This is a genomic window from Limosilactobacillus fermentum, from assembly GCF_013394085.1.
Lineage (GTDB): Bacteria > Bacillota > Bacilli > Lactobacillales > Lactobacillaceae > Limosilactobacillus > Limosilactobacillus fermentum.
Genome location: NZ_CP040910.1, coordinates 458024 through 479700, shown reverse-complemented (window position 1 = coordinate 479700; position 21677 = coordinate 458024). Strand labels below are relative to the sequence as shown.

Below are 21677 nucleotides of genomic sequence, written 5' to 3'. Positions count from 1 at the left end.
ACGTGATCGTTAAATCAAGGATAGGAGGGCGCGCCCCTTTTTGTCAAGAAAGGTCCTTACTTCTTCTTTTTAGCGGCCCGTTCCGCCGCCCACTTGGCATCCCGGTCCAACATCTCCTTGAGGTAGTGACCCGTGTAAGAAGCTGGGACCTGGGCCACTTCTTCCGGGGTTCCGGTAGCGACAATTTCTCCACCGGCTTGACCCCCCTCGGGACCGAGGTCAATCAACCAGTCGGCCGACTTGACCACGTCTAAGTCGTGTTCGATTACCAAAACGGTGTTCCCAGCGTCAACTAGGCGCTGTAGCACTGCTAGCAGGCACTTGATGTCGGCCATGTGGAGCCCGGTCGTTGGTTCGTCGAGGATGTAAAAGGAACGCCCGTTAGATTGACGGTGCAACTCACTAGCCAGTTTCATCCGTTGGGCTTCCCCCCCGGACAGGGTGGTGGCTGGCTGGCCGAGGTGAACGTAGCCTAGGCCAACGTCTTGAATCGTTTGAAGCTTACGCCGAATCTTGGGAATCGCACTGAAAAAGTGGAGGGCCTCTTCAACGGTCATGTCTAAGATCTGAGCGATATTTTTGCCCTTGTATTCAACCTCCAAGGTTTCCGAGTTGTAACGGGTGCCGTGGCAAACCTCGCAGGGAACGTAGACGTCGGGCAAGAAGTTCATCTCAATCTTGATAATTCCGTCCCCGTGGCAGGCTTCACACCGTCCCCCCTTGACGTTAAAGGAGAAGCGGCCCTTTCCGTAGCCCCGTAACTTGGCCTCATTAGTTTGGGCGAACAGGCCCCGGATGTCGTCAAAGACCCCCGTGTAGGTGGCCGGGTTCGAGCGCGGCGTCCGCCCAATTGGTGACTGGTCGATGTCGATCACCTTTTCCACGTTTTCCAAGCCGCGGATCTCCTTGTATCGCCCTGGCTTGTCGCTGGCCCGGTTTAGTTGCTGGGCCAGGATCCGCTTGAGGATCTGGTTAACCAGGGTCGACTTACCGGAGCCAGACACCCCGGTGACGCAGATAAACTTCCCCAGCGGGAACTTAACGGTGATGTCTTTGAGGTTGTTTTCCTTGGCCCCCACGAGGGTCAAGACGTGGCCATTGCCGGACCGACGCTCGCTGGGTACCGGAATCATCTCCCGTCCCGACAGGTACTTACCGGTCAAAGACTTGCGTGAGCGCATAATCTGTTTCGGGGTCCCAGCCGCCATCACCTGACCACCGTCTTCGCCGGCCCCCGGACCAATGTCGATGATGTAATCGGCCGCCCGCATCGTATCCTCATCGTGTTCCACGACAATCAGGGTGTTCCCCAGGTCACGCATCTTCTTCAGTGAGTTAATCAAGCGGTCATTATCGCGCTGGTGGAGCCCAATCGATGGTTCATCTAACACGTACATGACCCCGGACAAGTTGGAACCGATCTGGGTCGCCAACCGAATTCGCTGGGCCTCCCCCCCGGAGAGGGTCCGTGCCGACCGGGAGAGGGTCAAGTACTCAACCCCCACGTTTTGCATAAAGGTCAGCCGGTCGAGAATTTCCTTTAGAATTGGCCGGGCAATCTCTTGGTCTTGTTCAGACAAGTGAACCCGCTGGAAAAAGTCAATTTCTTCAGAAATCGGCAGTTCCGAAACCTGACCAATGTTTTGGCCCGCCACCTTCACTGCCAAGGCCTGTTCGTTGAGCCGGTAACCGTGGCAGGCTGGGCACGGCAACTCGGCCATGTACTTACGCATCTGCTCGCGGGTGAAGTCGGAGTTCGTTTCCTTGTAGCGGCGGGAAACGTTATTGACCACCCCCTCAAAGGTCACGTCGACGTCACGAATGCCGCCAAAGTCATTTTGGTAGTGGAAGTGGAAGGTTAAGTCATCACCGTACAAAAGCTGGTGCTTGGTTTGGTCATCGAAGTCTTCAAAGGGGGTGTCCATGTCAATCCCGGCGGCCGCGCAGTACTGGGCCAACAGGCTGGGGTAGTACTTAGAAGAGATTGGGTTCCACGGCACTAAGGCCCCCTCGTTTAAGGTCTTCGTTTGATCGGGAACCACGAGGTCGACGTCAACTTCTAACTTACTCCCGAGCCCCTCACAAACCGGGCAGGCACCCAGCGGGGCGTTGAAGGAGAACAACCGTGGTTCCAGTTCGGGCATCGAGAAGTCACCGTACGGGCAGGCGTAGTGTTCGGAAAAGGGGATCTTCTCACCGCCAATAATGTCGGCCACCGCCACCCCATCGGCCAGGCGCAAGGCCGCTTCAAAGGAGTCAAACAGGCGTGAACGAACGCCGTCTTTCACGATAATGCGGTCCACCACCACGTCAATGGAGTGCTTCTTGTTCTTCTCCAGTTCCGGTACCTCATCGACGTCGTAGGTTTCACCGTCAACTTGCACCCGGACAAAGCCGTCCTTTTTGATCTTGGCTAACACTGCCTTTTGGGTCCCCCGCTTTTCGTGGACGACCGGCGCCAGTACCTGCAGGCGGGTCCGTTCTGGCAACTCTAGGATCTGGTTAACCATTTGCTCAGGTGATTGGCTGGCAATTGGTACCCCGTGGGTGGGACAAAGCGGCGTCCCCACCCGGGCCCACAAGAGGCGCAAGAAGTCGTTAATTTCCGTCACCGTCCCCACCGTTGAACGGGGGTTATGGGAAGTCGTTTTTTGATCAATCGAGATCGCCGGCGATAGCCCTTCAATTGAGTCCACGTCCGGCTTATCCATTTGGCCAAGGAACTGGCGCGCATAAGCCGACAAGCTCTCCACGTACCGGCGCTGCCCCTCAGCGTATAAGGTATCAAAGGCTAAGGAAGACTTGCCGGAACCAGACAGCCCCGTGATGACGACCAACTTATTCTTGGGGATCGTCACGTCAATGTTCTTTAAGTTATGTGCCCGGGCACCCCGAATTACAATCTTTTCGTTTGCCATCAATAACTCCTATTTCTTCTTCATTCGACTAGTCAGTTCCATGACCGTATCACGTAAAGTAGCGGCCTGTTCAAAGTCTAGGCGCTTGGCGGCCGCCTTCATCTGCTCGGTTAGCTCGGCGATCATCTGGGCCTGGGCCTCTTTATCTAGGGCCGCAAAGTCCTTGCTGGTAAATTCTGCCCCCTTATCGGCTTGCTCATCTTCTACCGGCTTAACGGCCTTAATTGCCTCTTGGATCGGCTTAACGATCGTCTTTGGCGTGATGCCGTGCTCCTTATTGTAGGCCTCTTGGATCGTCCGCCGCCGCTTGGTTTCGTCGATGGCGGCCCTCATCGAATCGGTAACCGTGTCGGCATACATAATCACGGACCCGTTGGCGTTGCGGGCCGCCCGCCCAATCGTTTGGATCAAGGAGCGTTCGTTACGCAAGAAGCCTTCCTTATCGGCATCCAAGATGGCCACTAAGGAAACCTCCGGAATGTCTAATCCCTCCCGTAAGAGGTTGATGCCGACTAAGACGTCAAACTTACCCAGCCGCAAGTCGCGAATGATTTGGGTCCGTTCCAAGGTCTTGATATCTGAGTGCAGGTACTTGACCTTTAAGCCAAGGTCCTTTAAGTAATCCGATAAGTCTTCGGACATCTTCTTGGTCAAAGTGGTGACCAATACCCGTTCGTTTTTTTCGATCCGCTTGTTAATCTCGCCAACCAGGTCGTCGATTTGCCCCATCACCGGTCGTACTTCAATGGTCGGATCCAAAAGCCCCGTTGGCCGAATAATTTGTTGGACCACCCGGTCAGTTTGAGCTTCTTCGTACGGGCCTGGCGTCGCCGACATGTAGATGACCTGGTGGACGTGACCCTCAAACTCCTTCAGGGTCAACGGCCGGTTATCTAAGGCGCTGGGCAGGCGGAACCCGTAGTCGATTAGCTGCTGTTTGCGGGCGCGGTCACCGTTATACATTCCGCGGACTTGGGGCATCGTCTGGTGTGACTCATCGACAATTAACAGGAAGTCCTTGGGGAAGAAGTCTAAGAGGGTGAAGGGGGGTTCGCCGGGCTTGCGCCGGTCCATGTAACGGGAATAATTTTCGATCCCGTTGGTGTAACCCATCTCCCGCATCATTTCGATATCGTAAGTCGTTCGCTGTTGGAGGCGCTGGGCTTCTAAGAGCTTGCCTTCCTTGGTAAACTTAGCGACCTGGCTCTTCATGTCGGCTTCGATTTCCGGCAGGGCTAGGTCCATGATGTCTTCGGAGGTCAAAAAGTGGGTGGCCGGGAAGATCGAAACGTGTTCCCGGTCGCCGATTACCTCGCCGGTCAAGGCGTCAACTTCGCGAATCCGGTCGATCTCGTCACCGAAGAACTCAACCCGGATCGCCTTTTCCTCCCGGGAGGCTGGGAAGATTTCCACCACGTCGCCCCGGACCCGGAAGCGCCCGCGTTGGAAATCAATGTCGTTACGGTCAAATTGGATCTCAACTAACTCACGCAGGAGCCGGTTACGAGGGATTTCTTGACCGACCCGCAGGGAAACGACGTGGTTTTGGTATTCGGCTGGCGAACCCAACCCAAAGATCGAGGACACCGACGCCACCACAATCACGTCGTTGCGTTCGATCAAAGACGAAGTCGCCGAGTGGCGGAGTTGGTCGATTTCGTCATTAATGGAGGCGTCCTTTTCGATGTAGGTATCGCTAGAAGGAACGTAGGCCTCCGGTTGATAGTAATCGTAATAGGAAACAAAGTACTCCACCGCATTATTAGGGAAAAACTTCTTCATTTCCCCGTACAACTGACCGGCCAAGGTTTTGTTGTGGGAGAGAATTAGGGTCGGACGGTTGACGTTTTTAATCACGTTGGAAATCGTAAAGGTCTTCCCGGTCCCGGTCGCCCCAAGCAGAATTTGGGCGTGGTCACCCTCTTCAACCCCCTTGGTCAAGGCCGCAATGGCCTCGGGCTGGTCCCCGGTTGGTTGGTAATCCGATACAAGTTGAAATTCTTTATCCGGTTGGCGATAAATCATCGTCTGGCCCCCTTTGTTGCTAGCGTACAAGGGCCCGCGGTCAAAACTCCACCACGGGCCCACAATTAAGTTAAGTTTAGCACACGAACGTTTATTCGTCTAATTAGATGACTTTTCCTTGTTGACAGGGGTGCGCCCCTTCTCCTCTTCGATCCGTTGCTGCCAAAGGTGGACGTAATTAAGCCAGGCAAACTGGTAGCTAGCGGCCACCACGTAGATGACCAGGGTGATGACCAGGGGCCACCATAGTTTTAAAATCACCAGCGCCCCGGCGACAAACATGGCTAGGTTGGCAATTACCGTCACTAAAACGGGAGTCTGTTTTTTCATCTCTGTTACCTTTGAATAATCTGGGTGGTGATGATGGCTAGCTGTTGGCTGTTGGTGGCGACGTTATCCTTTAACAGTTCCGGCAAAATCTTCTTTAAAAAGTACTGAACGCTGGCCAGGTTGGAAAAGTCCATGATCGCCTCCAGGCTGGAGCGGTAGATATCCATGTAAACTGGCTCCGGGTTGCCCTTTTGGATCTCTTCAAAAGATTCGTACATCAGGTCAATCTTGTCGGCCACCGATAAAATCTGCCCCTCCAAGCTCTCATCCTTGCCCTCACCTAGCCGCCGTTCGTAGGCCGCCCGGAACTCGGCCGGGATTTCAGATTGGATGAAATTCTCGGTTAGCGACCGGTCGACCTTGGCTAACATCGTACGCAACTCGGGGGTGGCGTACTTAACCGGCGTCTTAATATCGCCGATGAAGCGCTCGGTGTAATCGTGGTTAAGCGCCTTCTCGTACAGGGAGCGCCAGTTGATTTCGTTACCAGCTTGTTCTTCAATGTCGCCCAACATCTGGGCCGCTTGGGTCACCTTAAAGGAGTGGGCGGCCACGTTATGTTCTTCAAATTTAAAGTAGCCCGGTGCCCGGTTGATCATTTCCAGGTCGCTTAGGCTCTTAAGGTATTCATGCATTCCCATGGTGATTCTCTCTTTTCTAAAAGGTGAGTGGAGTGGGAACCAACCCTAATGCAGGCCGTATGACTAAGCTTAGTCGAAGGTTGTCATGGCACGTAGCGTTCTTTGGCCTGCTTAGACACTAGGCCTGCGGTTGGTGACCACATTATCTGTGTAACATAGTGGATTTAACAAAGGGGCGGAAGAAACCAGCGTTTCCCCAACCCCCTCATTAAAATTATTCATTTGCAAACGCAGTTAGGGCTGCTTCAAAGTCTGCCAGTTTTTGGTTAGCCTCCTGGTTGCTTGACCCGGCCGTTCCAATGTAGAACTTCAGCTTCGGCTCGGTCCCGGACGGCCGGATGGCGATCCAAGTTTCGTCGGCCAAGACGTAGCGTAAGACGTTCGAATTTGGCATTCCCAGCTTTTCCACGGTTCCGTCGGCCAAAGTCTTGGTATCCTTGGCGAAGTCTTCGGTCTCTTCAATCTTGACCCCGGCAAAGTCCTGCGGCGCTTCTTCACGGAACTTCTTCATCAAAGCAGCGATCTTGGCTGGTCCTTGCACCCCGGCGTAAATCGTTGAGATCGTCTTTTCCTTGAAGTAACCGTACTTGGTAAAGAGTTCTTGCACCCCGTCAAATAAAGTCATTTCCCGGCTCCGGTAGTATGCGGCCACTTCTGCCAACAAGACCAGGGTCTGGATGGCATCCTTGTCGCGAACGAACGGCTTGATCAGGTAACCGTAGGATTCTTCAAACCCAAACATGAAGGTGTGGTTGTGCTTGGTTTCGTATTGGTGAATTTGGTCAGCAATCCACTTAAACCCGGTCAAAACATTGACCATCGTTACCCCGTAACTTTGGGCGATCTTGGTGGCAAAGTTCGTTGAAACGATTGACTTAACGGCTGCCGCGTTGTCCGGCAGGGTACCGGCCTGTTTGTTAGCTTCCAAGATGTAGTGGAGCAAGACGGCGGCAATTTGGTTCCCGGTCAACAATTGGTACTCACCGTTTGGTTGGCGAACCGCGCAGCCCAGCCGGTCGGCATCCGGGTCGGTTGCGATTAAGATATCGGCGTCGACTTTCTTCCCGAGGGCCGTTGCCCGCACGAAGGCTTCCGGAAATTCCGGGTTCGGGTTCTTTAAGCCCGGGAAGTCCCCGTTCGGCGCTGCTTCTTCTTCAACCAGCTCGTAGTTAGTGAAGCCCGCTTGCTTGAGGGCCCGTTCCCCGAGCATCCGGCCAGTCCCACACAACGGGGTGTAGACAAACTTCATGTCCTTGCCAAATTCCGTGGCCAAGTCGCTGTTGACCGTAACCGTCTTAACGTTGGCCAGGTAGGCTTGGTCGACTTCTTCGCCGATTACAACCTCTAAGCCCTGGGCCTTAAGTTCTTCTTCGTCAGCTAATTCGATGTTAAAGAGGTCTTCGATTTGGCGGATGTAGCCGGTCATCATGTCCGATTCCTTCGGTGGCATCTGACCACCGTCTTCACCGTAGATCTTGTAGCCGTTGTATTCCTTCGGGTTATGGCTAGCCGTGATCATGATCCCGGCGTAGGTGTGCAGGTGCCGGACGGCAAAGGACAATTCTGGCGTTGGGCGCAGGTCGTCATAAATGTAGGTCTTGATCCCCTGGGCCCCTAAAACCCGGGCTGCTTCGTGGGCGAAGAGGCGGGAGTTATTCCGGGAGTCGTAAGAGATGGCCACCCCACGGGCCATCGTTTCTTCCCCCAAGCTGGTCATTAACTTGGCCAACCCGGCCGTGGCCTGGCGAACCGTGTAAACGTTCATCCGGTTAATCCCGGGACCCATCAGTCCCCGCATTCCGGCCGTCCCAAAGGAAAGCGGGCCATAAAAGGCGTCCTCTTTCTCTTGGTCATCATCCATTGCTACGAGTTGTTCTTTCAGCGCTGGTTCCAATTGGTCTTGGTTTAACCATTCTTGGTAGGTATCTTTCCAGGTCACAGCAAGCATCTCCTTATGGTGTTTATTTCAATAGTTTTAGTATACCGCACTCGTGTAAGGGGTTAAATAGAAGACCACGATTTAATCAAAGTCGCTACCCCATCTTCTTCATTAGTTGGCAACAGGACCTGCGCCCGTTGTTTAACCACTGAAGCGGCATTGCCAACCGCGGCGGCGTGCCCGGCCCGGTTTAATAAGGGTAAGTCGTTTTCGTCATCGCCAACGGCCACCACCTTCGCCCGGGAAATTCCGGTACTAACAAGGTAGTCAACCGCCCGTCCCTTATCAACCCCCGGCGCCGTGATCGTTAGGTACCCGTCACCAGCCGGGCTGATCGTCAGCTTAGGAAAGGCGCTTTTCAACAACTGCCCCAACGTTTGAAACATCCCCGGGTCGCTGACGATCATCAACAACATCAGGGCGCCGGCCGGTTTTAAACCATCCATTGCTAGGGGAACGGGAACTAGGCATTGATCGAACTCGACGGCCGCGTCAACAAAGCTAACGTGCCAAGCCGCCGCGTCCATCCAGGTGAAGTTAACCTCCCCGAAGCGTTCGGCTACCAACTCCACCACCGCTTGGGCATCCCGGTCATCGATTGGCTGCGCCCTCAAAGTCTCCCCACTGGCCCCCGCAAAAATCAGGGCGCCGTTTAAGGCCACCTGGGGACCCGTCAAGCCCAGTTGGTCAATCAAAACCGTCATCTGCCCGGGGTGGCGGGCCGACGCCAGCATCACTCGATCGGCTACGGCCGCAACCGCCGCTTGGGTGACCGGACTCAGGGCGCCCCGTTCGTTTAATAGGGTGTGATCAAGGTCAGAAACGAGGTAATTGGTCATGGTAAGTCCCCCTTTCCCAAACATTTTACCATCACTTCGCTAAAATAATCGTTGCACTTTCCTTTTCAACGCGCTATATTAAAAAATAATTAGAAAATTAGACAACAGTGTAAAGGAGATGTTCAAATGGCACGAAAAGTTGCTGTTGTTGGGATGGGGAACGTTGGTGCAACCGTCGCCCACTACTTAGTCGCCGGCGGGTTTACCGACGACCTCGTCCTAATTGATCCGCGCGAAGAAAAGGTGGTGGCCGATGCCGTCGACTTTGAAGATGCGATGGCTAACCTGGAATATCACACTAATATCTTCGTTAACGACTACGAGGCCCTAGCCGACGCTGACGTGGTGGTTTCCGCCCTTGGTAACATTAAGCTCCAAGATAACCCCGACGATGACCGCTTTGCCGAACTACCCTACACCCGGGTTCAGGTCAAAAAGGTCGCCACAAAGCTTAAGGAAGTTGGCTTCAACGGGATCATCGTCGCCATCACTAACCCGGTCGACGTGATCACCTCCTTATACCAAGAAATTACCGGCTTGCCAAAGAACCACGTGATCGGAACCGGGACGCTCTTGGACTCCGCCAGGATGAAGCGCGCCGTTGCCAAGAAGCTCAACCTCGACCCCCGCTCCGTGGCCGGCTACAACCTTGGTGAACACGGTAACTCTCAGTTCACCGCTTGGTCAACCGTCCGGGTCTTGGGGAAGCCAATCGAGCAAATCGCCGACCAAAAGGGCTTGGACCTGGTGGACCTGGATAAGGCGGCCCGCGAAGGTGGCTTCATTGTTTTTCATGGAAAGAAGTACACCAGCTACGGGGTGGCCACGGCCGCCGTTCGCCTGGTTAACACGATTCTCTCTAACGCCCTAACCGAACTGCCGGTTTCAAACTACCGCGAGGAATACGGCGTCTACCTTTCCTACCCGGCCGTGGTCGGGCGCGATGGAATCGTCGAACAGTGCCAATTAGACCTGACCGCAGAAGAGTTGCAAAAGCTTCAAGTTTCCGCTGACTTCATCAAGCAAAAGTTTGCCGAGTCGCTGGAAGCCGCTGACCAAGAAGACTAACCGTTCATTGAGGAGGAACACATTTATGGCAAAAGCAACCGTCGCTAACCTGGATTGGAACCACCTGGGCTTTGAATACCACGACCTGCCGTACAGCTTCAACGAAGAGTTTAAGGATGGCCAATGGCAAGGTGGTACGCTGACCGAAAGCTCCACTTTAACCCTCTCGGAAGCCGCCGAAGTACTCCACTACGGCCAGGAGGTTTTTGAAGGGCTCAAGGCCTACCGGACCAAGGATGGACACATCAACTTATTCCGCCCCGAAGAAAACGCCAAGCGGCTCGCTAACTCTGCCAAGCGAATGCTGATGGAACCCTACCCGAAAGACAAGTTCGTCGAGGCCGTTAAGCAAGTTGTTCTCGCCAACGAGGAATTTGTCCCACCGTACGGGACGGGCGGTTCCCTCTACATCCGGCCATTTTTGATTGGGACCCAACCCATCGTGGGGGTTGCCCCGGCCGACACCTACACCTTCCACATTTACGCCACCCCGGTTGGTGCCTACATCAACGGCCTCGCTCCTTCCCCGTACACGGTTTCCAACTACGACCGGGCGGCCGGTGCCGGAACTGGTCAAGCCAAGACGTCCGGGAACTACGCTAGCTCGCTCCTGCCAGAAATTGAGGCCAAGAAGGCTGGCTTTGCCGACTGCCTCTACCTCGACCCACGCGAACACAAGTACATCGATGAATTCTCTGGCGCCAACTTCTTTGGTATCACTAAGGATGGTCAGTTCGTAACGCCAAAGTCCGACTCGATCCTGCCATCCATCACTAAGAAGTCGCTCCTAGTTCTCGCTGACGACTTGGGCCTCAACCCGGTTGAACGTAAGATCGAAATTGACAAGGAACTCGATGACTTTGCTGAAGCCGGCGCAATGGGGACCGCCGCCGTGATTTCACCGGTGGGCTCCTTAACTTACAAGGGCCAAAAGCACGTCTTCTACTCCGAAAAAGAAGTCGGACCGGTTACGACCAAGCTTTACAACACCCTTTACGGGATCCAAGAAGGTGACTTAGAAGACACCCACGGCTGGATCACTCACGTTAAGTAATCAATGGAGTGGGAAATAACCTCCTTGGCAGGTCGTATGTAAGATCGGACGAACGGTTGATGCGGTACGCACCGTTCTTCGGCCTACTTAGGCACTAGACCTGCGGTTATTTTCCACGTTTTCTTTCTAACATTCAGGAATAAAATAAGAGGCTGGGAAAACAGATTTCCTCAGCCTCTTTTTGATTGATTAAAAGTTGTAAAGGTCGGTTGATAGGTAGCGGTCCCCACCATCTGGGGCGACCGTCACGACCTTATGGCCGGCCCCCAGTTGCTTAGCCAACTGGAGGGAGCCGGCCACGTTTGCCCCCGCCGAGATCCCAATCGAAATCCCTTCTTGTTGGGCCACCGCTTGGGCCGTCTTGATTGCCTCTTCGCTTGAAATCTCGACCACCCCGTCGTAGATTTCCTGGTCGAGGGTGGCCGGGATAAAGCCGGCCGAGATCCCTTGAATCTTGTGCTTGCCACCGTGTCCTTCCTTGAGTAACGGTGATTCCGCTGGTTCCAGGGCGTAGACCTTGACCTGATCATCGACCTTCTTGAGGGCCCGGCCAACCCCGGTCAGGGTCCCACCGGTCCCGACCCCCGCCACAAAGGCGTCGGGGAGGTTCTCCTTGCCAAAGGCGTTAATGATCTCTTGGCCGGTCGTTTGTTCGTGAATGGCCGGGTTAGCCGGGTTTTCAAACTGCATCGGCATGAAGTAGCCCTTCTCGTTAACCAATTCGGTCGCCTTTTCAATCGAGCCCTTCATTCCGGCGTCCCCGGGCGTCAGGATTAGTTCGGCCCCGTAACCTTGCATCATCTTACGCCGTTCTACAGACATCGTTTCCGGCATTACGATCACCAAGTGATAGCCCTTAGCGGCCGCCACCATCGCCAGGCCAATCCCGGTGTTTCCTGAAGTTGGCTCCACAATCGTCCCCCCGGGGGTGAGCTTACCCTCTTGTTCAGCCTTTTCGACCATCGCTAGGGCGATCCGATCCTTGATCGAGCCAGCCGGGTTTAAGGATTCCAGCTTCAGGTAAACGTCGGCCATCCCTGGTTCCACTAACCGGTTTAACCTAACCAGCGGGGTGTTACCAATTAATTGATCAACAGAATCATAGATTTTACTCATTGGACATCTTCCTTTCATCGTTAACTGACTTTACACACGCCCAAGAGGCGCTTAGTGGCCACCATGTTCAACCAGTTTGCAAAATAGCGTTGCTGGGTGGCTCGCCAACGAAACTTTGGTCCTTGCATTCGCCCCTCATCTTTAAAGTAGTGCACGGGTTTTTGGTAGTGACGCGTGGGATGGGCAGCCACCTCACGCTGGTACTCTTCTAACAGGGCATTTTGCCCGTATTCCAGGTGGGCAAACAAGAAGCTCTGGTACGCGGTTGCCCGAGCGGCTAGCAAGTAGCCCTCACTTGAACGCGCCGTTACCACCATTTCTGGGGCCAACTCCCCCTCGTTTAGCTCGGCGTAACGGGCGTGGGGGGCCAAGAAGTTAGGTTCCAGCCCAACTAAGAGGGGGTCGGGGGCCACGACTTGGTTTTCAAAGACGCCGAAGTACTTCTTTGCCAGCCGGTGTTTTTCAACGCCGTACAGGTAGTTGGCCGCCACCATCGCCCCCCAGCACACGTAAAGTTGAAAGACCCGGGCCCGGTTCAAAACGTCAATCAGGTCACACACCTCGGCGAAGTACTCTACCTGGTCAAAGGGCAAGTTTTCGATCGGCGCCCCAGTGATGATAAAACCATCCATCTGGGCGGCTAGTTCCAGGTCCAAGGGCCGGGCAATCTTAGCCACCGCCTCTGGTACCGGGCGACCAGTGTAGTGGGTAACCGGGTAAAAGAAGGTCAGCTTAACCGGCAGGCCGGGTTGTTCAAGGACCCGGGTAAAACGACGCCTAGTCGCCTCCTTGTCGTGCATGAGGTTTAGCACCCCAATCCGCAGGGCCTCCATTGCCATGCCCCCCTATCCTTAATCGTTTTCGCTAATATAGTTGAAGATTTGTTGACCGGCGATCGCCCCGTCACCAACTGCCGTTGCAATTTGGCGAAGGACGGTGTTGCGGACGTCACCAACCGCGTAGACACCGGGAACGCTGGTGGCCATCTTCTCGTCGGTCTTGACCCAGCCCCGTTCGTCTAAGATGCCCAGGTCCTTAAAGGCACTGGTCATTGGCACAACCCCCACGTACACGAAGACCCCATCAGCGTCGATGTAACCATCCTCGTTAGTCTGGTTGTTGTGGGTCTTGACCCCGGTCACCTTGTTATCGTCACCCTTAATTTCGGTTACCTCAGTGTTGAAGATGAACTCCATTTGTCCATTCTTCTTCGCCCGTTCCTGGGCTACCATTTGGGCCTTCAAGTGGTCGTGGCGCACCAAGACGGTTACCTTGTCGGCAAACTGAGTTAAATACATCCCCTCTTCAACGGCGGAGTCACCCCCGCCGACCACGATCAGGTGCTTGTTGCGGAAAAAGGCCCCGTCACAAACGGCACAGTAGGAAACCCCGCGGCCGGAGTATTCCTGTTCACCCGGTGCGCCGAGCTTACGTTGATCGGACCCGGTGGCAATCACGACCGCCTTGGCAATGAAGGTGTCACCCATGTCGGTCGTCACGCTCTTGGTGCCATCTTCGTTGACGGTCAGCGCCGTTACCGTCCCGTAGCCGTAAGTCGCCCCAAACTGGGTCGCCCCGTCGTACATATTCTGGGCTAATTCCGGCCCCTGAACGGTCTTGAAGCCGGTGTAATTTTCGATCGTGGCAGTGTTGTTAAGGTTCCCCCCGTAAATTCCGCGGTCCAACAGTAACACGGACAGGTTCGCTCGGGAAGCGTACATGGCCGCCGTCATCCCCCCTGGGCCAGCCCCAATTACCACTACGTCATAGTTCATTTGCTTCTCTTCTGCCATCGTGTTTCCTCCTTTAATCTTCGCTTGGTCATATGTTGATTTTATGATACTTGCTAACTAAAGGAAAGTCTAACGATTTAACTTACTTTTTGTTAGTTGGATGTGAATAAAAAGGGCGCCGGTCATTCACTCATCGGCACCCCATTTTTTTAATCAGCTAACTTAGCGTAATCGGCGTCGGAAACTTCTTCCAACCATTCCGAAGAGCCCTTGGTGATGGCGATGTGGCTAAACCAAGAGTCCTTGGTGGCCCCGTGCCAGTGCTTAACCCCTTCGTGAATTGCCACGGCATCGCCCGGGTGCAACTTTTGGGCCGGCTTACCAAATTCTTGGTACCAGCCTTCCCCAGCGGTTACCAGCAGTAATTGGTAGCCGTTGTGATGAACGTGCCAGTTGTTGCGGCAGTCCGGTTCAAAGCTAACGTTGGCCACGTGAACATCAATGTTGTCATCGGCGGAGATCAAACTATTTAAGTAGGAGTCACCGATAAAGTACTTAGCAAAGGCGACGTTCTTGTCACCAAAACCAAACAGGTCGTTTTTAACTGCTTCTTCGTTGTTTGCCATCATTAATTCCTCCATTTATTGAACTAAGTTAATGATAGCGCCGGGTTAATTAAATGTGAAAAACCTATTCTGACTCACCTTTGATACCCAAATTGTATTAATTATTCGCCGTGGCCCCGTTGCTGGCGGGTCGATTCGGCCAGGTGCACTAAGTTACGCAAGAAGTTGTGAGTGTCGGCTTGGTAGCCGTACTTTTGCCCCAGGTCGTAAAGGTAACCATTGATGTAGTCAACCTCGGTCGGCCGGTTCTTGCTCATGTCCTGGTACATTGATGGGTAGTGAAGGGGATTAGAGACGGCGGAAACGTAGTGGATCGTCTCCCATTCCTCTTCTCGGGTCGACAGGAGCTGGATCCCCGCCCGTTCTACCACGTCGTAGGCCTCATTGATTAACTGTTTGCCCAGTTTTTCAGCGGCCGGTGACTTAATGAACTGACCCATCTGGATTTCAAAGAGGGTGCAGATCGTGTTGATCACCGAGTTAAAGACCACCTTGGTCAACAGGGTACCGTAGAAATTATCGGTTAGGTTACAGTGGATGTTGGCCTTTTCAAAGTCGGCGACAATTTCTTGTACCCGCGGGTCGTCCACCCGACCACTTTGCGGGGCCAAGTTGATCGAACCGGCACCAGCCTTACCGATGAAGTCAACGTCCCCCGCCTTGTTTAGGACCGTCCCGATTAAACAGGTGCCGCCGATCACGTTTTCTTTGGGGAAGTACTGGTTGATCTTTTCGATATGGCCCATCCCGTTCATCCCGGAGAAGACGTACTGGTGATCCGGGGCAAAGAAGTGGCTGCTGCGCTCCAAGAGGTCTTGTAAGGTCATTTGCTTGGCAAAGATGATTAAGACGTCTGGGTCGCCGTGATATTCTTCCGGGGCGTAGATGTTCACCGGAACCAAGTGCCGATTTTCGTGGTCGCGGGAAACGTAGACGCCCCCCTGCTCCTTAATCGTGTCAACTTGGGGCTGCCAGTTGTCAACAAAGTCCACCTTCACGCCCGTTAATTCTTGCAGTAATACCCCGAAGCGTAGTCCCATCGCCCCAGCACCTAAAACCGTATATGATAAAGCCATTGATTTATCCTCCTATGTACTGTGTTAATCAAACAAGTGTAAATTGCCAATCCGCTCGACGGCCTCGACCAGGCGGGCCGGTTCAATCAAGAGCCCAATCCGAACGTAACCCTCGCCGTTTTTCCCGAAACCGTTGGCCGGGGCCACCGCCACGGCCGCCTTCTCTAACAAGAGGTCGGCAAAGGCTTCGGAAGTGTAGCCGGCCGGCGTCGGCATGTAGGCGTAAAAGGTCCCCCCCGGAATGATTGGACGCCAACCGATCTTTTGGGCCGCCTCAATAAAGGCGTCGCGCCGGGCCTGGTAACGGTCAACTATTTCTTGGATTGCCGCATCCCGCCGCGGGTCGGTCAAGGCGTTAATGGCGGCGTATTGCAAGGCCGGGAAGAGTGACACAAAGAGGTGGTCTTGGATCAAGTTGAGCGCCTCAATGATGTCGGCATTCCCGACCGCAAAGGCCACCCGCCAACCAGCCATGTTGAAGGTCTTGGAGTAGGTGTAAAACTCGATCCCGACCTCCTTGGCACCCGGTGTTTGCATGAAGGAGACCGGGGCCTGGCCATCAAAGCCAATTGCCCCGTAGGCAAAGTCGGAGACCACGCCAACCTGGTATTTTTTGGCCCAGGCTACTAACTCCTCATAAAAATCAAGGGTGGCCACCACCCCGGTTGGGTTGTTCGGGTAGTTAACGTAGATGAACTTAGCCCGCTTGGCCACCTCCGCGGGAATCTTAGCTAGGTCCGGTAGGAAGTTGTTTTCCTCTAGGAGTGGGTAAGTTTCAAACTTGACCTTGCCCAGTGCCGCCCCCGATAAGTAATCCGGGTAGCCCGGGTCCGGCAACAAGAAGGTCTCCCCGGGGTTCATTAGCGCCCAGGGTAGTTCGACCAACCCGATCTTAGAACCCCCCAAAATGGCCACTTCCGTTTCCGGGTCGAAGTCAGCCCCATACTTTTCTTGGTAGAAGTCGGCTGCCGCCTTCTTAAAAGCGGGCAGTCCCCGGAAGAGGGAGTACTTATGGGTGGCCGGGTCGGCAACCCACTTTTGGGTGGCGGCCACAATGTAATCAGGGGTTGGCTTATCGGGGTTCCCCTGGCCTAGGTTAATTACGTCCGCCCCCGTCGCCACCTTAGCGTTGACCTTGGCCACTAAGTTAGCGAAGAATTGTTTGGGTAAGCCCTGCAGTAGTTCTGATTCCGGAAATTCCATGTTCTTGCTTCCTTTCTATTCGTACAGGTCTGGGCGCCGGTCATTAAAGACGGGAATCGGCCCCCGGATTGCTAGGGCCTCAGCCGGGTCGATGTCCACGTAAAAGAGGCCCTGTTCCTCGCCCGCTTCAAATAAAACCTTCCCTACCGGATCTATCACCATTGAATTCCCACCAAAGTGATTGGCGGCGTCATCACCAACCCGGTTAACCGCCACGACAAAGCACTGGTTTTCAATCGCCCGGGCCTGGAGCAGGATTCGCCACTGATCAATCCGCTGAACAGGCCACTGCGCCGGTAAAAAGAGGATTTGACTCCCACCCTTAGAAATCGTCCGTAGCCACTCGGGGAAGCGGAGGTCGTAGCAGATCGCGCTGGCGGCCTTCACCCCGTCTAATGCAAAGCGGTTCGGGGCGTGGCCGGCTGAAATGAATTCTCCTTCGTTCATCAGGCCGAACAAGTGCACCTTGTCGTAATCGCCAACCAATTGACCGGTTCGATCATAAACGTAGGTCGTGTTGTAGAACCGTTTCCCCCGCTTAATCGCCACCGAACCGCCAACGATGTTAATTTGATTGTCCCTGGCTAACCTTGCTAGGGTCTGCTTAGTGCGTTGACCATCAAGGTCGGCTAAGTCCCCCAGTTGGTCAAGGGCGTAACCGGTATTCCACATTTCCGGAATCACGATTACGTCCGCTCCCGCCTTAGCCGCCTCTTTAACGTCAGCTGCTACCTGAGCAAAGTTTTGGTCTGGCCTTGCCAACGCCACGTCTAATTGATCAATTGCCACCCTCATTTGAACACCTCCTAAAATTAAAAGCCCGCCCCTTCCGTCGTTTTCGACGCAAAGGACGGGCTGACGATCCCGTGGTACCACCTTTTTTCACGCCCCCCTCACAGGGAGCACCTCAATGGGTCAATGACCTACCGGCCGGTAACGGCGCCGCACCGCCCAAGGCTTGTTCCCTCACCCTGGGGCTGGTGGTGACCATCTTCAAGCGGGGCCCTTTTCCCTTCCAGCCACCGGGAAATCTCTGGCGTAGTGGCGTACCGCTTTACTCATCATCACATTTGCTCTTAATTATTTTATCATTTGTTGGTTAGATATTAATTGCTTTTTAATCTAATGTCAACCCTTGATGGAAAATAAAAGAGAAGTGTGAACCAACCTTCCTCGACAGGCCGTGGGCTAAGCTAGGGCCTCAGTTAGTACCCACGCACTGTTCTTTGCCCGTACTTAGTCACTAGGCCTGTGGTTGAAATTGGTGCACCAAAAAAGGAAGTGCGAACCAAACTTGGCTCCACTTCCTCATGATCGTTTATTTTGCTGGCTTCTTCTTGTCTTCAGCGGCGAACTTAACGCCCAAATCCTTGATGTACTCACGGAGTTCATCCTTGGTTTCCGGGTGCTTGAGGCCGTATTCAATGTTAGTTTCAATCCAGCCAAACTTGTTGCCGACGTCGTAACGGTGACCCTTGTATTCGTGTGCAAAGACCCGTTGCGTCTTGTTTAAGGTGTTGATGGCATCAGTCAGTTGAATTTCGTTACCCTTACCCGGCTTGGTCTTGGCCAGTACATCAAAAATTTCTGGCGTGAAGACGTAGCGGCCGATGATGGCCAAGTCACTTGGCGCATCCTTTGGTTCCGGCTTTTCCACGAAGGAGGTAACGTTGTAAAGACCCGGCATTACTTCCTTGCTTGGGTTGATGACCCCGTACTTGGCGGTGTCTTCGTGCGGCACCCGCATAACTGCTAAGGTTGATGCACCGGTTTCTTCGTAAGAGTTGATTAATTCCTTGGTCAACGGTTCGGCATCGCCGTTAATGTTGTTCAAGTCGTCACCAAGCATTACCACGAACGGTTCGTCGCCAATGAAGTCACGGGCGGTCAACACGGCGTCCCCCAAACCACGTGGGTGGGATTGGCGGATGAAGTAGATGTTAATGTCAGTGGTTTCTTGAACCAGCTTGAGCATCTCATCCTTGTGCTTATCGCGCAGGTTATCTTCCAGTTCTGGGTTAGAGTCGAAGTGGTCTTCGATGGAGCGCTTGTTCTTCCCATCAACCACCACGATGTCTTCAATCCCGGACTTACGGGCTTCTTCAACGATGAATTGAATGGTTGGCTTGTCGACGATTGGTAACATTTCCTTTGCTAAGGCCTTGGTGGCTGGCAAAAAGCGCGTCCCTAAGCCGGCTGCCGGAATAATTGCTTTTCTTACTTGTTTCATACTAACTTAAATCCTTCCATGTTAAATTCTCAATATGGAGCCGCTCTCATTTTACCACAAATTTATTCTTTTTCCGAAGTAACTTCCCGTTCCATCAAGCCGTCAATGGCGGACTTAATGTCTTCGTCTTCATAGAGGACCCGGTACAAAGCGGCGGTAATTGGCATCTGAACGTGACGCTTTTGGGCCAACTCGTAAGCAGCTTTGGTAGTCGCTACCCCTTCGATGACCATCCCCATGTTTTCCACCACGTCGGCGAGTTTCTGGCCCTGACCGAGTTGGTAGCCGGCCCGCCAGTTCCGCGAGTTCTTGGAAGTGGCGGTCACCACTAGGTCCCCAACCCCAGAGAGGCCAATAAAGGTCATCGGGTCAGCGCCAAAGGCCACCCCGAGCCGACGGATTTCCGCTAAGCCCCGGGTAATCAAAGCGGCCCGGGCGTTATCGTGGTAACCTAACCCGCTTAAGGCCCCGGATCCCAGGGCGATGATGTTCTTTAAGGCGGCCCCGAACTCGGCGCCAATTACGTCGTCATTAGTGTAAACCCGGAAGTAGTGGTTTGAAAAGAGTTCTTGGATCTCTTTTGCGCACGCTAAGTCACCACAGGCTGCGGTAACCGCCGTCACGTCCTTGATGGCAACGTCTTCGGCGTGACTCGGCCCGGACAAGACCACGATCCCGCGGCGAGAAGCCGCCGGGATTTCTTCGGCTAGCATTTCCGAAACCCGCTTGTAGGTATTTTGTTCTAAGCCCTTAGTGGCGTGAACTAACAATGGTGCCGGCGTGACGCCGTTTAGTAGTTCAGCCAATTGACCGGCAACCTGACGAACCCCCTTGGTGGGGATCACCATCAAGATGACCGCTGCCCCACTCACGGCCGCTTGCATGTCGCTAGTGGCTACTAACCCTTCGTTGTAGGTAAAATCCTTCATGTAGTGTGGGTTCTTGTGTTCTTGGTTTAACTGGTCAACTTGGGCTTGGTTGCGGGACCACAGCATTACTTGGTGCCCATTTTCGACGAGGAGGTTGGCCAAAACGCTCCCCCAGGATCCGGCCCCGAGGACGGCTACTTTTTTCATGATTTCTGACTCCCTTCTGGTACGAATAAACTCGTGTACCAAGGCAAGTCGGCTTGGTGGCGCCGACGGTAGATAAAGGTGCAAACAGCTACAACTAAGAAAATTACCGATAGCCACTGGGAAACCCGGAGGCCCCCGAGCATCAAACTATCGGTCCGCATCCCCTCAACCACCATCCGGACGCACGCGTACCAGGATACGTAGGCTAAGAAGACCTCCCCCCGTTTAAAAAGGTGGTGGCGGTGGCGAAGTAACATTAACAAGGCGAAGCCCACTAGGTCACCCAACGACTCGTATAAAAAGGTGGGGACCCGGTAGTGGCCACCAATGTACATTTGTTGGATGATCCAGTTGGGAAGGTGTTGGGCGACCAAGGCAGCCCGCGTGGTAATCACCCCGAAGGCCTCTTGGTTCATGAAGTTACCCCACCGCCCAATCCCCTGGGCCATGATTACGGTCGGGGCAACCACGTCTAATAGGGTCCACATGTTAACGTGACGGTAATGGCAAAAGATCGCCATCGTCAAAAAGCCCCCGATGATGGCCCCGTAGATGGCAATTCCCCCGTCCCAAATAGCGATAATCTCACTCGGGTGGGCGGAATAATACTGCCACTCAAAGGTCACGTAATAGGTCCGGGCACAAATAATGGCAACCGGCAGGGCGCACAATAAGTAGTCATAAAAGACGTCTTCGTTTAACCCCAGGCGGGCCCCCTCCCTAATTGATAGCCACAGGGCCAACACCACCCCGCTGGCAATTATCACCCCGTACCAGTGGACGGTAAAAGGGCCAAACTGGAGGGCAATTGGATTTAGGGCCCTCAGCACAATCTTAGTCATTCTCCGCTTCCTTTCGGTCACGTTCTGAGTTTTGCTGGATCAGGCGGTTAAGGTTTTCGTCAAAGGTCTTAGTGGCATCGTACCCCATCGTCTGGGCACGGAAGTTCATTGCCGCCGATTCGATAATGATGGCGAGGTTGCGCCCGGTCTTCACCGGTACTGACACCTTCGGAATGGCCACGTCTTGGATGAACTGAGTATCGCCCTGATCGCCTAAGCGGTCAAACTGGGAATCGGGCGTCCAGATTTCTAGGTGGACAATGAAGTCGATCGTGTCCTGCGGCAAGACGGCCCCCGATCCGTACAAGGTCATAACGTCGATGATCCCAATCCCCCGAATTTCCATCAGGTGCTGGAGGATCGCCGGCGCCGCCCCAACCAGGGTCTGTTCATCGCGGGCGTATACTTCAACCCGGTCATCGGCGACCAGCCGGTGGCCCCGACGCACTAATTCCAATGCCGTTTCGGACTTGCCGACTCCGGAGTCACCGGTGATTAACACCCCCACCCCGCTAATGTCGACCAAGACCCCGTGTAAGGATTCACGTGGGGCCAGTCGACCGACCAAATAGGAAGTCATGTTCCCCAAAATTCGCGAGGACGTTAGCGGGGTCCCCAGGATTGGGATGTGGGCCTTTTCGGCGGCCGTTTTGAGTTCGTCCATCACCGGCAGGTCGGTGGAGACCACAAAGCACGGCGTTTGCGAGGTGCACATTCTTTCAATGTACTCGCGTCGCTTGTCCGCCGGCACTTCCTTAGCAAAGGAAGTTTCGGTGATTCCGAGCAGCTGAATTCGCATGGCCGGGTAGTGCTTAAAGTAACCGGCAAACTCTAAGGACGGGCGACAAATGTCACTCGTGGTAATCTGGCGGTTCAGGTAATCTTCCCCCTGTAAAACCGTTAGGCGCACGTTTTGGGCCAAGTCGGCGACGGTAACTGAATCAACATTAGGCATGTTGTT

At 54.1% G+C, this 21677-nt stretch carries 19 protein-coding genes; 2 read left to right on the top strand and 17 right to left on the bottom strand.

Going from position 1 to position 21677, the window contains the following annotated elements; all coding sequences use genetic code 11:
* Positions 1-56: 56 nt before the first annotated feature.
* The 6 genes from uvrA to FG166_RS02250 form a co-directional block, all read right to left on the bottom strand.
* A complete protein-coding gene (uvrA, locus tag FG166_RS02275) occupies positions 57-2918 on the bottom strand; it encodes an excinuclease ABC subunit UvrA (protein ID WP_003682613.1) in 2862 nt (953 codons plus the stop codon).
* A gap of 9 nt (positions 2919-2927) precedes the next feature.
* Complete coding sequence (uvrB, locus tag FG166_RS02270) at positions 2928-4943, bottom strand: excinuclease ABC subunit UvrB (RefSeq protein WP_003682611.1); 2016 nt, start codon at positions 4941-4943, stop codon at positions 2928-2930.
* Between the two features lie 99 nt (positions 4944-5042).
* Complete coding sequence (locus FG166_RS02265) at positions 5043-5273, bottom strand: hypothetical protein (RefSeq protein ID WP_003682609.1); 231 nt, start codon at positions 5271-5273, stop codon at positions 5043-5045.
* A gap of 5 nt (positions 5274-5278) precedes the next feature.
* Positions 5279-5914 carry an HD domain-containing protein gene (locus tag FG166_RS02260; RefSeq protein WP_003682608.1) on the bottom strand — a complete coding sequence of 212 codons (636 nt, stop codon included), beginning with the start codon at positions 5912-5914 and terminating at the stop codon, positions 5279-5281.
* A gap of 214 nt (positions 5915-6128) precedes the next feature.
* Positions 6129-7853, bottom strand: a complete 1725-nt coding sequence (locus tag FG166_RS02255; RefSeq protein ID WP_035430931.1) for a phospho-sugar mutase — start codon at positions 7851-7853, stop codon at positions 6129-6131.
* A 62-nt stretch (positions 7854-7915) separates the two neighbouring features.
* On the bottom strand, positions 7916-8692 hold the full coding sequence (locus FG166_RS02250) for an HAD hydrolase family protein (protein ID WP_223209154.1): 777 nt from the start codon (positions 8690-8692) through the stop codon (positions 7916-7918).
* Between the two features lie 126 nt (positions 8693-8818).
* On the opposite strand from FG166_RS02250, the gene FG166_RS02245 reads away from it, so the two are divergent.
* Positions 8819-9760 (top strand): L-lactate dehydrogenase, encoded by a 942-nt coding sequence (locus FG166_RS02245; protein WP_003682605.1) that lies wholly within the window; start codon positions 8819-8821, stop codon positions 9758-9760.
* A 25-nt stretch (positions 9761-9785) separates the two neighbouring features.
* The gene (locus tag FG166_RS02240; RefSeq protein ID WP_003682604.1) at positions 9786-10814 is read left to right on the top strand and encodes a branched-chain amino acid aminotransferase; all 1029 of its coding nucleotides are present in this window, start codon (positions 9786-9788) and stop codon (positions 10812-10814) included.
* 189 nt (positions 10815-11003) lie between these two features.
* Here FG166_RS02240 and cysK read toward each other — a convergent pair whose 3' ends face one another.
* The 11 genes from cysK to hprK form a co-directional block, all read right to left on the bottom strand.
* Positions 11004-11930, bottom strand: a complete 927-nt coding sequence (gene cysK / locus FG166_RS02235; RefSeq protein ID WP_003682603.1) for a cysteine synthase A — start codon at positions 11928-11930, stop codon at positions 11004-11006.
* A 20-nt stretch (positions 11931-11950) separates the two neighbouring features.
* Positions 11951-12769: a homoserine O-acetyltransferase/O-succinyltransferase family protein gene (locus FG166_RS02230; protein WP_003682600.1), complete on the bottom strand. Its 819-nt coding sequence runs from the start codon at positions 12767-12769 to the stop codon at positions 11951-11953.
* Positions 12770-12781: 12 nt separating this feature from the next.
* Positions 12782-13723: a thioredoxin-disulfide reductase gene (gene trxB, locus FG166_RS02225; protein ID WP_003682598.1), complete on the bottom strand. Its 942-nt coding sequence runs from the start codon at positions 13721-13723 to the stop codon at positions 12782-12784.
* A gap of 149 nt (positions 13724-13872) precedes the next feature.
* Positions 13873-14289, bottom strand: a complete 417-nt coding sequence (locus FG166_RS02220; RefSeq protein WP_004563287.1) for a cupin domain-containing protein — start codon at positions 14287-14289, stop codon at positions 13873-13875.
* Positions 14290-14390: 101 nt separating this feature from the next.
* Positions 14391-15365, bottom strand: coding sequence for a ketopantoate reductase family protein (locus FG166_RS02215; RefSeq protein WP_003682596.1), 975 nt, complete (start codon positions 15363-15365; stop codon positions 14391-14393).
* 24 nt (positions 15366-15389) lie between these two features.
* Positions 15390-16568, bottom strand: a complete 1179-nt coding sequence (locus tag FG166_RS02210) for a pyridoxal phosphate-dependent aminotransferase (protein WP_003682595.1) — start codon at positions 16566-16568, stop codon at positions 15390-15392.
* A 15-nt stretch (positions 16569-16583) separates the two neighbouring features.
* Positions 16584-17363, bottom strand: a complete 780-nt coding sequence (locus FG166_RS02205) for a carbon-nitrogen family hydrolase (RefSeq protein WP_003682594.1) — start codon at positions 17361-17363, stop codon at positions 16584-16586.
* A 523-nt stretch (positions 17364-17886) separates the two neighbouring features.
* A complete protein-coding gene (galU, locus tag FG166_RS02200) occupies positions 17887-18798 on the bottom strand; it encodes a UTP--glucose-1-phosphate uridylyltransferase GalU (RefSeq protein WP_003682593.1) in 912 nt (303 codons plus the stop codon).
* 62 nt (positions 18799-18860) lie between these two features.
* Positions 18861-19877 carry an NAD(P)H-dependent glycerol-3-phosphate dehydrogenase gene (locus FG166_RS02195; protein ID WP_035423892.1) on the bottom strand — a complete coding sequence of 339 codons (1017 nt, stop codon included), beginning with the start codon at positions 19875-19877 and terminating at the stop codon, positions 18861-18863.
* Positions 19871-20716, bottom strand: a complete 846-nt coding sequence (lgt, locus tag FG166_RS02190) for a prolipoprotein diacylglyceryl transferase (RefSeq protein WP_003682591.1) — start codon at positions 20714-20716, stop codon at positions 19871-19873. The genes FG166_RS02195 and lgt overlap by 7 nt, the downstream gene beginning before the upstream one ends.
* Positions 20709-21671 (bottom strand): HPr(Ser) kinase/phosphatase, encoded by a 963-nt coding sequence (gene hprK, locus FG166_RS02185; RefSeq protein ID WP_003682590.1) that lies wholly within the window; start codon positions 21669-21671, stop codon positions 20709-20711. Before hprK ends, lgt begins: the two co-directional genes overlap by 8 nt.
* Positions 21672-21677: the final 6 nt, after the last annotated feature.